Raw genomic sequence first — 15,374 nt, forward strand, 5'->3', positions numbered from 1 at the left:
CGTTCGTGACCCGAGCTCTCTGGGGGCTACCGTGCCCCGGTGACGCCCTCGCCGCAGCCTCTCCCCGCCCGCCCCCTCCGCCCTGCCCTCCCTGTCATCCCTGTCCTCTTCCTCGACATCGACGGGCCGCTGATTCCGTTCGGCGGCAGCGACCACGCGACGTACGGTCACGAGCCGAGCGCACCGGACGCGAACCCCCTCCTTGCCCGGATCGACCCCGGCCTGGGGCCCTGTCTGCTCGGGCTTCCCTGCGAACTCGTGTGGGCAACGACATGGGGCGAGGAAGCGAACACGGAGGTCGCACCCCGGCTGGGCCTTCCGGCGCTGCCCCTTCTGGGCTGGACCAGGGAGGAAGGCCGGCTGCACTGGAAGACCCGGCCGATCGTGGAGTGGGCGAATGGCCGCCCCTTCGTCTGGATCGACGACGAGATCACGGACGCGGACCGGGCCTGGGTGGCATCCGCCCACCCGGGCCCGGCTCTCCTCTACCGGATCGATCCCCAACTCGGCCTCACGGAGGCCGACCTCCAGGAGGTGGCCCGCTGGTTGCGGGCCCCCTCCTCCCGCCTCTAGCGCTGTCGCCGTCCGCGCCGGCTCGGGACCTGGGGACCGTGCGCTCCGGTGATCGGGACCACACGGACTGGGAAGTGGCCGCCCACGGGCGAGACGACGCCCTTGCCGCTGGGGGGGCCTGCGTACCAGATGGTGGTGGGGTGGGCGCCTGAGCGCCCTTCCAGCTTGTAGCTGTAGGGAACGGGCTGAAGGATCAGTGTGTCCTTGGCGAAAGTCGTCTTGATCCGGAATCGTTCTGTGTTCTCACTGTGCACCACGTGCTCACAAGGGAGTGTTTGCCAGGGGTACGTACGCAGAATCCGATCGGCGTGTCTGGCGTGATACACGCCCAGGGAAGCCAGCCATACTGCGGCGCCTCCGCAGATCAGCGAAAGGGCAATGGCGTGGGGCAGGGCAACGCCGATGGGGACACCGGTGGCCGCCAGGAGCGGTACGGCCAGGGCGATTGCCGCGGTCGCAGCCGTCCAGCGCCGCCCGCGCGCGTGCAACCTCTTGAGCCCGGCCGCGGTCGCGGCCTCGTCGATGGCTGTCTTGGTGAGGGCAATGCGAGTCATGTGAGCAACTCCGCGAGGCGAGACTTCGGTTGGCGAACAGCAGGAGGGCGGTTCGGCTCGTCGAGGCTGAACGTGGACGCAATCGCTCCGAGGATCTCGGTGCAGACCTCGGCCTGAGTCAGGTCGGAGCTGGTCAGAGTCGCTGTGACCAGGCACGGCGTGCCGGGGATCAGGAACGAACACGCCGCCTGGCAGACCGTCACTGCCGCGTCACCGCCGCACTGGAGCAGTCCAGCCGTGAAACCGGCCGGAACCGCACCCGCGACCGTTCGGAGCTCGAAGGTGTCCGCCGTCCAGTGCGGCCACTCCTGGCGAACGAGCAGGGCCCGGGCAGCCGCGATCTGCGGATTCCGCACGGCGGTCCGAACGGCCTGCAGCGCGAACAGCGAAGTCGTCACTGCGTCACCGGGTCCGCTTCTGTGCAAACCGAGTGCCGAGTAGAAGGTGCCGTTCTCCAGGATGCCGCCCAAGGTGTCCGCCAGCTCCGGATCCATCTCCCTGAGCGGCATCAACTCCTTCTGGTCGAATTGCAGATACCCCGGGGGCAGCCGGAACCAGAGCGGCGGAACCCGATCCATCGAGAGCCTCACAGCGTGGAGAAGGCGCGCGAAATGCGAGCCAAGTTGGATGGGGCGTCGTCAGAGGCGATCCGTGCCGCGTCGACAGCTGTTGCCGTGGCCGCGTAGGTCTCGTTGTCCTTGGCATCAGTGACATTGGCGGCACCCGTCGCCACACCGGTCGCCGAGACGCCCACCTCCACGGCTTCCTTCGTGCGAGGACTCACCCCATGCAGTGCCCACTCGGACAGCGGGTTCTTGACCCGGGCGATCTCCAGGCCGCCCGCTTTCGCGCTGTCCTTGAAGCCAGTGACGCCAGCACGTGCAACGGCCATACCCGCATCATCCGCTGCGCTCGCTGCCCTCATAGCCGCGGCCGCGCCCTTGGCGCCGTGGGCGGCCGTGCCGACGATCGGCAGGGCTCCCAGCGCGTCGCCGGCGAGCGTGACAGTGCTGTTCCAGAACTCGGCATCGAACTTGCCCTCCGTGAAGCCACGTTTGATCGCTCCCGTGGTCTTCGGATCTCGCGCGTGGAGGCCGAGCGCTCCGATGCTCGCTGTCGAGGCGATGGTCAGCGCGATCGCCACACCTACCGGGGTGGTGGCGACAACCGCAGCGAGCCCGGCGAGCGAGGCGCCCAGAGCCAGGTAGTCGCCGAGATCTTCGTCGATGAACTCGACGATCTCATCAAGAACCCCCGGCTCCTCCGGAGCCCCCTCCCCCGCCCCCTCCAAAGCCCGCCCCACTTCCCGGGCACCCTCCAGGTGCACCCCCTCCAACTCCCGCGCAAGCCGCAGCACATCGGCCACCGCATCACGGGCGCGTTCCAGGCCCTCGGGGTCCTCCGTCGCGTGGGATGCCGCGGCCGTGAGGGCCGAGGTCGCGCGGGCCGCGCGGGATTCGTAGTCGCGGGCCGTCGTGCGGCGGGCGACGACGCCGTCGTGCCAGCGGAGCAGGGCCGACGAGGCCTTCGACAGGGACTCGTGGGCCGACCGGAGTCGTTGCGGAAGGTCCTGGGTGAGGGCGCGGCGGAAGGCGTCGCCGCCCTCGCCCTTCCACGAGGTGGACGAGCGCTGCAGGCGGTCGACCAGTTCGTGGGAGGTGCCCAGGGCCTTCGCCGCCTTGGCCACCTGTTTCTGGAGGGCGGAGATCTCCGCGGGGTTTCCGGGGACCGGGTCGAATCCGAGGTTCGGGTACTCCGATTCAGCCATCCGTCCGCACCGCCTTCAGCGCCTCCGCGATCGCCCGGTTCAGTTCGACGTAGCCGTTGTGGCTGAGTGCGACCGCGGACTGGATGCCGGCGATGCGGGCGCCGAGCTGTTCGGCGCCGTAACTCCACGACTCCTGGAAGCTGTCGCACGCCGCGTCGAGTTCGGCCGTGCCGATCTGGTCGGCCCGGACGTGGTCGAGGGCGCGGCGGGCCTCGGCCAGGGAGTCCACCGAGTCGGCCAGGGCCTTCGCGAAGCGGCCCAGTTCGCTGGTCCGCACCCGCAGGTCCGAGTGATCGTCTGTCATGGCGGAGCACCCTGGCAGAGCGCGCGGCTCATCGGACAATCCGGTGTCACCCGTACGGGGATCGGTCCGGTGAGGAAGGGCCGGGGCGCCCCCGACGGACCAGTCCCTGGTGTCGCCCGGACAGGTGGTGGGCAGAGTCGAGCGCCAGGACGGCAGGACGGCAGGACGGCAGGACGGCAGGACGGCAGGACGGCAAGACGGCAAGACGGCAAGACGGCAAGACGGCAAGACGGCAAGCGGGCCGGGCGCTCCCCGCACAGGGAAGCACCCGGCCCGCTCGTGCGCGCAGCCGCTTGGGAGTTGCTACTTCTTGGCGCCGAAGTTGCCCAGACCCTTCGGGTTGAGGTGGGCGATGTGGCCGCTCTCCGTGCCGGCCGAGGGGTCGATGACGCAGTCGATCAGGGCGGGGCCGCCGGAGGCCAGCGCCTCGGTGAGGGCCGCCGTGATCTCGGCCGGGGTGGTGGCGCGGTAGCCCTTGCCGCCGAAGGCCTCGATCATCTGGTCGTGCCGGGCCGCGCTCATCAGGGTGGTCGGGGACGGGTCGGCGGAGCCGCCGCCGCTGGCCTCGTTCCCCTTGTACACCCCGCCGTTGTTCATGATGACGGTGACGACGGGCAGCTTGTAGCGGCAGATGGTCTCCAGGTCCATGCCGCTGAACCCGAAGGCGCTGTCGCCCTCGACCGCGACCACGGGCTGCCCGGTCTCCACGGCGGCGGCGATGGCGTATCCCATGCCGATGCCCATGACGCCCCAGGTGCCGCTGTCGAGTCGGTGGCGCGGCACGCTCATGTCGATGACGTTGCGCGTGATGTCCAGGGCGTTGGCGCCCTCGTTGACGAGGTACACCTCCGGGCGCTCGCGCAGGACGTCCCGTACCGCCTTGAGCGCGTTCATGAACGCCATCGGGTGCGGGTCCGCCTCCAGGCGCTTGGCCATCTTCGCGGTGTTGTCGGCCTTCTTGGCGCCGAGCTCGTCCTTCCAGGCCTGCGGGGCGCTGATCTGGCCGGGCTTGGTGCGCTCGGCGAGCGCGTCGAGCACCGATTCGATGTCGCCGACGAGCGGTGCGGCGATCGGCTGGTTGGAGTCCATCTCCTTGGGCTCGATGTCGATCTGGATGAACTTGGCGTCCGGGTTCCAGCCCCGCTCGCCGTGGTTCAGGAGCCAGTTGAGGCGCGCGCCCATCAGGAGCACCACGTCGGCCCGCTTCAGGGCGAGCGAGCGCGCGGCGGCCGCGGACTGCTCGTGCCCGTCGGGCAGCAGGCCCTTGGCCATCGACATCGGGACGTACGGAATGCCCGTGGACTCGATGAACTCCTTGATCTTGTCGTCCGCCTGGGCGTACGCCGCGCCCTTGCCGAGCACGACCAGAGGCCGCTCGGCCGCGGCGAGCAGCTCGATCGCGCGGTCCACGGCCTCGGGCGCGGGCAGCTGCTTCGGCGCCGGGTCGACCAGCTTGCTGAGGGTCCGCGCGCCCTCTTCCGCGGGCATGATCGCGCCGAGCACGGCCGCCGGGATGTCGAGGTACACGCCGCCCGGCCGCCCGGAGATCGCGGTGCGCAGGGCGCGGGCGATGCCGCGGCCGATGTCCTCGACGCGGCTGATGCGGTACGCGGCCTTCACGAAGGGCTGGGCGGCGGCGAGTTGGTCCATCTCCTCGTAGTCGCCCTGCTTGAGGTCGACGAGGTGGCGCTCGCTGGAGCCCGAGATCTGCACCATCGGGAAGCAGTTGGTGGTGGCGTTGGCGAGGGCCACGAGTCCGTTCAGGAACCCGGGCGCCGATACGGTCAGCGCGATGCCGGGCTTCTTGGTGAGGTAGCCGGCGATGGCGGCTGCGTGGCCCGCGTTGGACTCGTGCCGGAAGCCCACGTAGCGGATGCCCTCGGCCTGTGCGAGGCGGGCGAGGTCGGTGATCGGGATGCCGACGACCCCGTAGATCGTCTCGACGTCGTTGAGTTTGAGCGCGTCGACGACGAGGTGATAGCCGTCGGTGAGCTCGGCCTCGGCTTCAGCGCTCGCCGCGGTGTCGGTGGCAGCAGCAGTGTCGGTCATGGTCCGAGCTCCTCCTTGGGCGGTGGTACGTGCGGCTACTCGTCTCACCTTGCGCACCCCGCTCGCGGCCGTCCAAGACCTTTCGGCGACCAGCCGATAGACGGCGTCTATCGAGCGCTCGACTCCCGCCCGCCACCTGGGAGTTCGGACCGTTTGATAAGCGCCTGCTATCGGGTGTTCGCCAGTGCGTATTGGACGTGCGCGGATCGGCCGCGCAGTCTCGCTATCGGGTGTGTCCCGTTCGTCGTTGCGATCGGGTGTGTCCCGTTCGCCGTCCCGACCGGGTGTGTCCCGTTCGCGTCCCGTACGAAGAGGTGGTGGTCATGGCCGTGTCGACCGCGGCGTCCGTGCGGGGTGTGTCGCTGCACCGCCCGCCGGCCCTGACCGGCCTCGCGGATCTGCTCGACCAGTCCGTACGGGAGCGGCCCGCGGCGACGGCGCTGGTGGTCACGGCCGACCGCGTCCGCCTCACATACCGCGCACTCGACACCCTGGTCGACGACGCGGCGCGGCGGCTCGCACGCGCCGGGCTGCGACGCGGCGACACGGTGGCGCTCGTGTGCGCCGACACCGTGGAGTTCGTCGTGGGCCTGCTGGGCACGGCGCGCGCGGGGCTGGTGGCGGCGCCGGTCGATCCGGGGTGGGCCGCGGGTCAACTGGCCGACCGGATCGAGGGGTTGGGGGCGCGCGCGGTCCTCGCGTCCGCGGACCTCGACGTGCCGGGTGCGTGGACGCTCGGCGTCGATGTGCCGCGTACGGCCGTGGAGCTCGAGCCCGGCGATCTGTGCGAGCGGCGGCGGGGCCCCGGCCCGCACCCCGACGACAGCCTGGTCCTGTTCACCGTCGGCACCAGCGACCGCGCGAAGATGGTCCCGCTGACGCGCGCCAACGTGACGGCGGCGGTCCGCGGGATCTGCGGCACGTACGAACTCGGCCCCGGCGACGCGACGGTCGCGGTGATGCCCTTCTTCCACAGCCACGGCCTGCTCGCCACCCTGCTCTCCTCGCTCGCGAGCGGCGGCTGTGTCCTGCTGCCCGACGGCGGCCGCTTCTCGGCGGCCACGTTCTGGGACGACGTACGGGCCGTGGCGGCCACCTGGTTCACGGCGGTCCCGGCTGTGCACGAACTGCTCCTGGAACGCGCGGAGCTCGACTACCCCGGGCCCGGGGCGGCCCCCCTCAAGTTCGTCCGCAGCGCCGGCGCACCCCTCAACACGGCCACCCAGCGCGCCCTGGAACGCACCTTCGGCGCCCCGCTGCTCACCGCGTACGGCATGACGGAGTCCACCCACCAGGTCACCAGCGAACCGCTGCCGCAGCACGGCTTCCTCAAGCACGCCTCGGCCGGCCGGCCCACAGGGGTGGAGCTGCGCATCGCGGACGCAGACGGGCGGCCGTGCCCGACGGGGACCGAGGGCGAGGTCTGGGTGCGCGGGCCCGCCGTGGCCCGCGGGTATCTGGCGGACCCGGCGGCGACGGCCCGCAGCTTCCTGGACGGCTGGCTGCGCACCGGCGACCTGGGCCGCCTGGACGAGGACGGCTACCTGTTCCTGTCGGGCCGCATCAGGAATCTGATCCACCGTGGCGGGCGCCGTATCTCCCCGGAGTACGTCGAGGACATCCTGGCGGGGTGCCCCGGGGTCCTCGAAGCGGCCGTCTACGGGCTGCCCGACGCGGAGTTGGGGCAGCGCGTGGGCGCGGCGGTGGTCGTGCGGGAGGGCGAGTACCTGGGCTCGGAGCAGGTGCTGCACTACTGCCGGGGGCGCCTCGCGATGCCGGGGGTGCCCGACCGGGTGGAGATCGTCGGCGCTCTGCCCCATACGGCGCAGGGCGGCCTGGACCGGCAGGCGATCCGCGCGATGTTCGCGTGAGTCCCGCCCTGTCGGCCATCCGGCCCTGTCCGTTGCCCCGCTCTCATCCGACGGCCGCCCGCACCCGATGCCCCTCGGCCGACACCGACCCCTCGAAGAACTCGTCGAGGGCGAGGCCGGTGGCCGCGGTGACGAAGGCCCGTGCCGCCACCGAGCCGGGTGTGGCCGCGTGGATGGCCAGGGACACCCGGGCCCGCGCGTCCGGCTCGACCAGGCGCACCGCCCGGGTGCGCCCGATCACCGGCATCGCCCGCAGCCACGAGTGCGGCACGATGCTGGCCCACTCCCCCACGCCCACATGCGCGTACAGGGAGGCGATCGAGTCGGTCTCGACCTGCGGGGTGGCGACCAGGCCGCCCTCGGTGAGCACGTCGTCGATGAGCTGGCGGATGCGCATGTCCGGGGTGAGCAGCGCGAGCGGCAGCTGCGCCGCCTCGGCCCAGGTCATCGTCGCCGCCTGGGGCAGGAGCTGCTCGCCGGAGACGACCATGTAGCGCTCCTCGTACAGCGGCACGACCTGGAGTCCCTCCTGGTCGTCGGCCCCGAAGTAGCCGATCACCGCGTCGAGCTCGAACTCCCTGAGCTGACGCAGGAGTTCCTTGGTCGCGAGCCGCGAGCGCACCTGCACCTTGGCCAGCGGGTGCGCCGAGCAGAAGGCGCCCACGGGCAGCGCGAGCGTGGTGGACGCGGTCGGTTCCGTGCCGAGCCGCAGCGTCCCGGTGATGCCCGACTGCACGGCGGCCACCTCGGCCTTGAACGCGTCCTGTTCGGCGAGGATCCGCTTGGCCCACACCACGAGCCGCTCACCCTCGGGTGTCAGTCCTTCGTAGGTGTGTCCGCGGTTGATCAGCGTGACGTTGAGCTCGCGTTCCAGCTTCGCGATGGCCGCCGACAGGGCGGGCTGCGACACGTAGCAGGACTCGGCCGCACGCGCGAAGTGCCGTTCGCGTGCGACCGCCACGAAGTACTCCAGCTGGCGAAAGAGCACGGCAACCCCTCCCTCCGCGGCGTCCGCGGGGTGACGACCCCATGGCTACGCTACAGAAGCGATCACGGATTGCATACAGTAGACGGCAACCAGTTCGCGTACGGCGGCAGTTGAGCGCCTCCCTCACAGGCCGGCCCCGAGCGCCCCGAAGGGGTCCGCCTCCTCCGAAGCGGACCCCTCGTACAAGCGCCGGGCCTAGTTCTTGCCGGTCTCCTTCTCCATGCCGGGCTTGAGCGGCATGGCGGTGACCTCGAACGGGTTGGCGTTGATCTCCAGCGTGATCACGTGGGTGCCGGGCTTGAGGTCGACCCCCAGGACCTCGCGCAGCTCCTTGGCGTACGACTCGGAGAGCTTGAACTTCCAGTCCCGGGGCCCGAAGGAGATCTTCCCGCCGTTGACCCGCGGGTTCACCAGGTCCGCGTAGAACTCGGCGGTGTTGTAGTGGGCCAGTTCGAGCTCGTGCGGGACCGGCTTGTCGTCGATGTAGACGTTCGCGCTGGCCTTGTTGATCAGCGGGAAGTCGTGCAGCCAGAAGCCGTCGACCTTGTGCGAGCGGCCGGTCTTGGTGTTGGTGAACTTCCAGCCGCCCGGGTACCAGATGCGCCCGTTGGTGAAGTTGATGTTGCTGTAGCCGACGGCGCCCACCGGGGTCCAGACGCCCTTGCCGTCCTTGAGCGGACCGACCGGGCACACCGCCTCGACCTTGATGTTCAGGCGCTTGAGCTCGGCGAGCGTGGCCGGGGCGAAGGGCAGGGTGCCGGTGCCGCTCTGCATGAAGAACCAGAAGGCGGTGCCCATTTCGGGCGCCTTGTCGTAGTAGCCGGGCGCGTCCTTCTCCAGGGTGTGGGCCGTCGGGATGCAGTTGGTGGCCGGCGGGTTGCCGGGCGGCAGCGGGCCGGAGGCGGTGGCCGCGGCGGCGGTGCCGGTGAGGGACAGCAGGACCGACGTGGCGACGGCCACGGTGGTGGTACGCAGGTGCATCGGGTTCTCCCGGGGAGCTCGTCCCCCCTCGGACAAGATCAGTGAAAGGGCGCCGGACACAGCGTGCGACCAGAAGGGTCCGTACGGGGGACGCTCCGGTCACGGTCGGTGACCGGCGCGTGCTCGGCGGCCGCGCTCAGAACACCCCGTGCGGAACGGCCAGATACGGGAAGCTGCGCGACAGCTCGGTCGGCGGCCCCGAGGTCGTGAACCGGAACAGGGGCGCGTACTCCTTGCTGCCCGGCTCCCCCATCGCCACCCGCACGAGGACGTGCGTCGGGTCGTCGGTGAGCCGGCGCCCGTTCGGGAAGCCCTGCGGGTCGCCGTCGAGGAAGCCGCCCTTGCGGGGTGCGGCGCTCACCGGGGTGGACATGTTGAGGCGCAGCTGCTCGGCGGGGCGGAAGGCGCCGGCGTCCGCGTCGGCGTTCATCACCTGCGAGTTGAGGTCCTGGGTGATCGGGCAGGAGCTGCCCTCGCCGACGGGGCAGCGCACCTTCGCGGACAGGCCCGTCATCAGGAGCTCGAACATGTCCTTGCGGGGGTTGGCGGGTGGCGCCGTCATCCCGGGATGGGTGGCGTGGAAGGCTTTCGGGCCGCGCAACTTCGTCACCATGTCGATGAGTTGACGGTTGCTGGCGTCGTCGGCGGCGTCCCAGGTGTTGAACTGGTCGGCCACGCCGCCGAGCACCCCGAGGGGCATGCCGCGGGAGATCGCCGCCGGGGTCAGGTAGTTGTCGGGCGCGAGCGCCTCGTTGACGATCACGTTGCCGACCCGGGAGACCTGCGCGTAGCGCGGCCCGCCGGACGCGCCCTGCTGCACGTTCATCGTCTCGCGCGCGGCCGTGGCCCAGATGCCGACGACGGGGTTGCGGGCCGGGTCGCCGTTGAGAGCGAGGGCCTTCTTCGGCACTTGCAGGGCCATCACCGTGACGTTGGTGCCCTGCAACGGGCTGAACGGGGTGGGCAGTTCCGTACCGCTCTTGAGGATCTCCATCTCGCGGGCGTCGTTGAAGAACGGGTCCGCGGCCTGCCCGGTGTACACCTTGCCGCCGCCCGGCAGCGGCAGCGTGGCCTCCGCGCGCAGCCTGCCGTAGTCCGGCATGCCGGCCGCACCCGCCCGGCTGGGCGCCGCCACGGCGTCACGGATGAGCACCTTCGCGGGCTTGCCGGGGCGCAGTTCCTCCAGCGTGTAACGCTGCTTGAACTTCAGATGCGGCGAACTCAGCGACTCCACCGGCCCGTTGAGCACACCGAGGAACTCGCGGCTGCCCTCGTCGCGGAAGGTCCAGCGGTAGGTGACCTCGGGTCTGCCGGTGCCGCGGCTGTCGATGTTCAGGTCGTAGCGGGCACGGGTGGCGAAGGCCGTGGGCGGCAGTACGCCGTTCACGGGCAGGCTCAGGGCCTGGTACGTGGTGATGAGGGTGACCGTGTCCGGCGCCTCGGGGCTGGTGAACGCGTACAGGTCACCAGCGTTGATCTCCGGGTCGAGCATGGCGCTCGGCGCGTCGATGTGGCTGCCGGCCCGTGCGCTGTCGCTGCCGGGCCCGGCCCACGCGGCGAAACCGAGCAGGGTCAGGGTGGCGACTGCGGCGGCCGCGGGACCGCGACGGCTCTTCGGTGACATCAGTGACTTCTGCGACTTCAGCAACTTCAGCAACTTCAGCGGCTTCGGTGGCTTGGGTGCCATGGCGGGTCTCCTGGCGCGTGCGGGCGGCCGGTCAGTGCGGCAGCGGCCGGTAGGGGAAGGTGCGCGTGGACGGCTTGGGCGGGGTCTTGACCAGCGCGTGCTTGGTCAGTGCGTCCGTCTGCACCCCGGTGAGGCCGCCCATGAGGAAGCGCATCTGGAGCGCGTCCGTGTCGTCCGTGAACCGCCGCCCGTTGGGGTAGCCCTCGGGGTCGCCGTCGAACATCGTTTCGCGCTGCGGCTGTTGCGAGACCGGGGTGGCCATGTTGAGCCGCAGCACCTCGGCGGGACGTACGGCCTTGGCGTCCACGTCCTTGTTGAGGGTGTGCGCGGTGACCTTCTTCAGGCCGTGCAGCAGGTACTCGACGAGGTCGGGGCGGGGGTTGTCCGGGGGCTCGGTCCCGGTGGCCAGGCTGATGTTGCGCGGCCCGAACGGCTCACGCACCTGCTCGATCATCGCCTCCCAGTCGCCGTCCCGGTCGGGGGTACGGCTCTGGTACTGGTCGCTGAGGCCGCCGGGCGTGCCGATCAGCGGCAGACCGTCGGGGAACATCGTCTCGGTGAAGTGCGGCTGCCCCATCCGCGAGACCTGCACCCACCCTGCGTCCTCGCCGCCCTGCACGTCGAGCGAGCGGCGGGAGGCGGTGGCCCAGATCCCGATGACGGGGTTGCGCTGCGGATCGCCGCGCAGCGCCAGGTCCTTCTTCGGGATCTGCAGGGTCATCGTGTTGGCGTTGGTGAACTGCACCGGGTTGAACTCCGGCACGAGCGGGATGCCGAAGCGGATCTTCGCGTAGAGACCGACGTTGAAGAGGAACGAGTCGGCGATCTGCCCCACGTACGTGCGCCCGCCGCCCGGCAGTTGGGCGGTGGCGTCCCGGCGCAGCGCGTCGTAGTCCGGCATCAGGCGGCCGCCCGCGTACGAGGGGGCGACCGCGCCGTTCTCGACGAGGGTGCGGGCGGGTCTGCCCGGGCGCAGCTCCTGCAAGGTGTACGTCTGCCGGAAGCGCACCGCGTCGTCCGCGAGCGAACGGACCGGCGCGCTCACGGCCGCGCCCGTGCCCGGCGGACGCTTGTCCTCGGTGCGGAACGCGTAGCGGTACGTCACCTCCGCCTTGCCGTCACCCGTCGAGTCGACGTGGACCTCGAACCGGGTGTCGGTGGCGAACGGGTACAGGGTGAGCGGGCTGCCCGGCAACTGAAGGGCGTGGTAGTCCGCCGCGATGGTCACGGTGTCCGGGGCGTCCGGGCTGGTGAACGCGTACAGGTCGCTGCCGTCGCGCGGCAGGTCGGCGAAGGTGGACGGCGCGTCCACGTGGCTGGCGGCCCCGGCCTGACCGGAGACCGGGCCGGCGAACCAGCCGGCGGCGAGCACGGCGCAGGCGAGCGCCACGGACGACGCGGGCAGAGTGAGTTGACGGACCCTCACGTGACGACCTCTCCATCAGGCCCGCGGAGCGACGGGCACCCGCCCCCACTGAACGGCCCCTGGGGGCGGTTGGCGATCGGGGTGCGCCGCGCGGGGGACGGGGTAGGCCATCCGGTGTCCCGGCCCAGCGGGGAAGGACCTTCAAAGGCTCTTCAGAGGAGCAGCTCGGCGGCGCTGCGCAGGGCCAGACCCGCGCCGACGAGGATCACCAACCCGGCCGTGAGCCGGGGCAGGACCGCCCGGATCCGGGCCACCGTGCGCGCGGTGCGCCCTGCCTCCAGGAGCGTCCGTGCGCGGTGCCCGAATCGTGCGACCAGCAGACCGGCCGCGGTGAGGACGGCGGCCATGCCGAGCCCGTACGCGAACACGAGCCCGACACCGAACGCGGTGCGGTGCAGGGCGATCGCGCCGAGCAGCACGACGAGCGCGGAGGGGCTGGGCACGAGCCCACCGGCGACGCCCGCGCCGAGGAGGGTGCGGCGGTGGGTGTTCGCGTGACTGTGGGCGTGCTCGTCACCATGAGCGTGACCTTGGCCGTGCTCGTCACCGTGAACGTGCGGGTCACCCTGAGCGTGCGCGTGACTGTGACCGTGTGCGTGGACGGGCTCGTGCACATGCCCATGCCCATGCCCGTATGCGTGCCCATGCCCATGCCCGTATGCGTGCCCATGCCCATGCCCGTGCCCGTATGCGTGCCCATGCCCGTGCGCATGTCCATGCCCCCACCCCCTCCTCGCCCCCGCCCCCCGCAGCAGCACCGCCCCGACCCCCACCACGACGAGCCCGCTCGCCACCCCGAGCAGGTGCAGCACGCGTTCCGCGGCGAAGGCGGCCGAGACCGTGATTGCCGCGCCGAGCGCGAGCACGCCCGCGGTGTGCGTGAAGGTGACAGTCGCGCCGACCGTCACCGCGTCCCGTACCGAGCCGCGCCGCCCGGCCAGGCACGCGGCGAGCACGGTCTTGCCGTGTCCGGGCAGCAGCGCGTGCCCCGCGCCCAGAAGCAGCGCGAGCGCCACCGCCGCGAGCCCCACCGGCCAGGTGAGTCCGTCGCGCGCGGCGAGCGAGGCCAGCTGCCGGTCCATCGCCGTGGTCCAGCCGGCGTCCGAGGGCATGCCCTGCCCGTACGGTCCCGCCTGCCCGCCGCCCGCTCCCCCGCTCGCGTACCGCAGCCGTGCCACCCGTACGTCCAAGGGGTCGCCGAGCAGGTCCTGCGGATAGCGGCGCAGCTCACCGGAGACGCTGCGCTCGGGCACGTCCGAGGAGACGAGGCGCAGGCCGGGACCGGCCGCCGCGGTGACCTCGCGCCATCCGATACGGCCCTCTCCCCCGTGGTCGGCGAAGCTCAACTCGCCCGCAGCGGGCGCCTGGGCGCCGAGCCGGCACGTGATGCGGCTGATCTTCAGGCCCGCCTGTCCCGGCAGTTCCTCCATGGCGCTGTGCTCCACCCGCCAGCCGAGCGCGCGCCCGTCCACGCGCACCTCGGCGTCCCGCGCCGTCGTGGCGCACACCTCCCGCGCGTGGGCCGCCAACTCCCCCGCCGCGAGGCGTCCGTCGCGGTCGGTGTCGATGCCGTCCTTCGCTTGCAGGGTGGGGATCTCCGCACGGTCGACCACCGCGTGGTCGACGATCCGCCCGGGCTCCACGCTCAGTCCGTGGTACCGGCTCACGGTGAAGTTGCCGAGCGGATGCGCCTGCGCGGGAGCACCTGCCCCGATGCACAGGACCGCGGCCGTCAGGGCCAGGACCACCGACCGCCGCCGCACCCGGCTCACGCTCCGCACCGGGCGCCGAGTCCCCGCGCCGCTCACGCCCCGCCCCCCGCCCGCAGCGCCGCGCGGGCCGCCCGGGCCTTCAGCGGGGAGAAGTGCGGGTTGATGCGCAGGGCCTCGTGCAGGTGCTTGCGCGCACCGGCCTCGTCGCCGAGTGCCCGCGCGATCTCCCCGCGGTGGTACGCGAACGAGGCCGGGCGCCAGCCGAGCGCGGCCGCCGTCCGTGCGAGCGGAGCCGCCTCGGCCGGACGGCCCGCCCGGTGCAGCGCCCAGGCGAGCGCGTCCGCCACAAGCACACTTCTGCGGCGCGACCACTCGGCCCGCAGCCGTTCGACCGCCGCGCGGGCGTCCCCGTGGTCCGCCTCGAACAGGCCGAGCGTCAGGTCGTCCTCGGCCCCCTGCGCCTCTAGGAGACGGATCTGGGCGCGCAGCACCTCGTATTGCCGCCGCGCCTCGGCACCGCGGCCGAGCGATTCGAGGAGTTCGCCGTACGCGAGGACGTACTCGGGCAGCGGGACCCGTCCGGTCACGGTGCGGTAGTCCGCGAGGGCGTCCTCGGTGCGGCCGAGCGCGGCGCGTGCCTTGGCCCGTCCGGCGAGCGCGGCGTGTGCCGCGGGGTCGGCGCGCAGGGCCTCCTCGTAGCGGGCAAGGGCCGGTGCGACTCGGCCGCGTTCCCAGTCGAGTTCGCCGAGCCGGTGCAGGCAGAAGGCGCGGTCGGCGGGGTCGGAGGCGTCCTCGAGCGCGCGCCGCAGGGCCTCCGCGGCCTCGTCGGTGCGTCCCTGCATCTCCAGTTCGTAGGCGGCACGCGTGAAGGCGGGCACTCCGGGTTTGAGGTCGAGCAGCCGCTGCACGGCAGCGGTCGCCTGGGGGTAGCGGCCGAGTTGGGTGTACGCGTCGGCGAGCACCGGGTACACGGTCCAGTTCCCCGGCTCCGCCCGCTGCGCCCGCTCGCCCCAGGTGCGGGCGGCGGCGAAGTCGTGGCGTGCGTTGGCGAGTGCGCCCATGCCGACGAGCGCCGGGACATGGCCGGGGCTCAGGGCGAGGGCGCGCTCCAGGGCCTCTTCGGCGCGCGAGTGGTACGAGAAATCGGCGCTGCGCCGGGCCTGCTCGATGTAGCCGGCGGCGAGGCCCGCCCAGACCGTGGCGTCCTTCGGGTGCTCGCGCAGCCAGGCGCGGCGGGCCGCGATCTGCTCCCCGAGGTCCTGGGCTCCGGCGGTGACCGGCACCGCTCCCTGGGCAGGCCGGGGCGGGGCCTCCGGCCCGAGGCTGATCAGTCCTGCGGTCAGCCCGCCGACCACCGCGCAGGCGACCGCCGTCGCCGCGGCCTTGCGCCGACGCGGCTGCCGCGCCCTTTGTTCCTTGATCGTCTCGCCGTCCACGCCCTCACTGTGCGGCGCACGCGAG

13 protein-coding genes are annotated in these 15,374 nt (G+C 71.9%); 2 read left to right on the plus strand and 11 right to left on the minus strand.

Features of this window, described 5'->3' with window-relative positions:
* The first annotated feature begins 39 nt into the window (after window positions 1-39).
* On the plus strand, window positions 40-573 hold the full coding sequence (locus BLT97_RS03690; RefSeq protein ID WP_245769114.1) for an HAD domain-containing protein: 534 nt from the start codon (window positions 40-42) through the stop codon (window positions 571-573).
* Here BLT97_RS03690 and BLT97_RS03695 read toward each other — a convergent pair.
* From BLT97_RS03695 to oxc, 5 genes are all read right to left on the minus strand, one after another.
* Window positions 570-1,127, minus strand: coding sequence for a hypothetical protein (locus tag BLT97_RS03695; RefSeq protein ID WP_093607159.1), 558 nt, complete (start codon window positions 1,125-1,127; stop codon window positions 570-572). The genes BLT97_RS03690 and BLT97_RS03695 overlap by 4 nt on opposite strands.
* Window positions 1,124-1,705, minus strand: a complete 582-nt coding sequence (locus BLT97_RS03700) for a hypothetical protein (RefSeq protein WP_093607160.1) — start codon at window positions 1,703-1,705, stop codon at window positions 1,124-1,126. Before BLT97_RS03700 ends, BLT97_RS03695 begins: the two co-directional genes overlap by 4 nt.
* A gap of 8 nt (window positions 1,706-1,713) precedes the next feature.
* Window positions 1,714-2,895, minus strand: coding sequence for a hypothetical protein (locus tag BLT97_RS03705; RefSeq protein ID WP_093607161.1), 1,182 nt, complete (start codon window positions 2,893-2,895; stop codon window positions 1,714-1,716).
* Entirely contained in the window at window positions 2,888-3,199 is a 312-nt protein-coding gene (locus BLT97_RS03710; protein ID WP_093607162.1) for a hypothetical protein, read from the minus strand. The genes BLT97_RS03705 and BLT97_RS03710 overlap by 8 nt, the downstream gene beginning before the upstream one ends.
* A 303-nt stretch (window positions 3,200-3,502) precedes the next feature.
* A complete protein-coding gene (oxc, locus tag BLT97_RS03715; RefSeq protein ID WP_093607163.1) occupies window positions 3,503-5,248 on the minus strand; it encodes an oxalyl-CoA decarboxylase in 1,746 nt (581 codons plus the stop codon).
* Window positions 5,249-5,571: 323 nt separating this feature from the next.
* Between oxc and BLT97_RS03720 the strand changes: the two genes are divergently transcribed.
* Window positions 5,572-7,119 carry a FadD7 family fatty acid--CoA ligase gene (locus BLT97_RS03720; protein WP_093607164.1) on the plus strand — a complete coding sequence of 516 codons (1,548 nt, stop codon included), beginning with the start codon at window positions 5,572-5,574 and terminating at the stop codon, window positions 7,117-7,119.
* 43 nt (window positions 7,120-7,162) lie between these two features.
* On the opposite strand, the gene BLT97_RS03725 is transcribed toward BLT97_RS03720, so the two are convergent.
* The 6 genes from BLT97_RS03725 to BLT97_RS03750 all read right to left on the minus strand — a co-directional run bounded on the left by BLT97_RS03725 (window position 7,163) and on the right by BLT97_RS03750 (window position 15,349).
* A complete protein-coding gene (locus tag BLT97_RS03725) occupies window positions 7,163-8,107 on the minus strand; it encodes a LysR family transcriptional regulator (protein ID WP_093607165.1) in 945 nt (314 codons plus the stop codon).
* Window positions 8,108-8,302: 195 nt separating this feature from the next.
* Window positions 8,303-9,088 (minus strand): hypothetical protein, encoded by a 786-nt coding sequence (locus BLT97_RS03730; RefSeq protein WP_093607166.1) that lies wholly within the window; start codon window positions 9,086-9,088, stop codon window positions 8,303-8,305.
* A gap of 136 nt (window positions 9,089-9,224) precedes the next feature.
* On the minus strand, window positions 9,225-10,775 hold the full coding sequence (locus tag BLT97_RS03735; RefSeq protein WP_093607167.1) for a DUF4331 domain-containing protein: 1,551 nt from the start codon (window positions 10,773-10,775) through the stop codon (window positions 9,225-9,227).
* A 31-nt stretch (window positions 10,776-10,806) separates the two neighbouring features.
* On the minus strand, window positions 10,807-12,201 hold the full coding sequence (locus tag BLT97_RS03740) for a DUF4331 domain-containing protein (RefSeq protein ID WP_093607168.1): 1,395 nt from the start codon (window positions 12,199-12,201) through the stop codon (window positions 10,807-10,809).
* Window positions 12,202-12,353: 152 nt separating this feature from the next.
* Window positions 12,354-13,973 (minus strand): nickel transporter, encoded by a 1,620-nt coding sequence (locus BLT97_RS03745; protein WP_245769115.1) that lies wholly within the window; start codon window positions 13,971-13,973, stop codon window positions 12,354-12,356.
* Window positions 13,974-14,005: 32 nt separating this feature from the next.
* Window positions 14,006-15,349, minus strand: a complete 1,344-nt coding sequence (locus BLT97_RS03750; RefSeq protein ID WP_176953630.1) for a tetratricopeptide repeat protein — start codon at window positions 15,347-15,349, stop codon at window positions 14,006-14,008.
* Window positions 15,350-15,374 lie beyond the last annotated feature (25 nt).

This window comes from Streptomyces indicus (assembly GCF_900100315.1).
Lineage (GTDB): Bacteria > Actinomycetota > Actinomycetes > Streptomycetales > Streptomycetaceae > Streptomyces > Streptomyces indicus.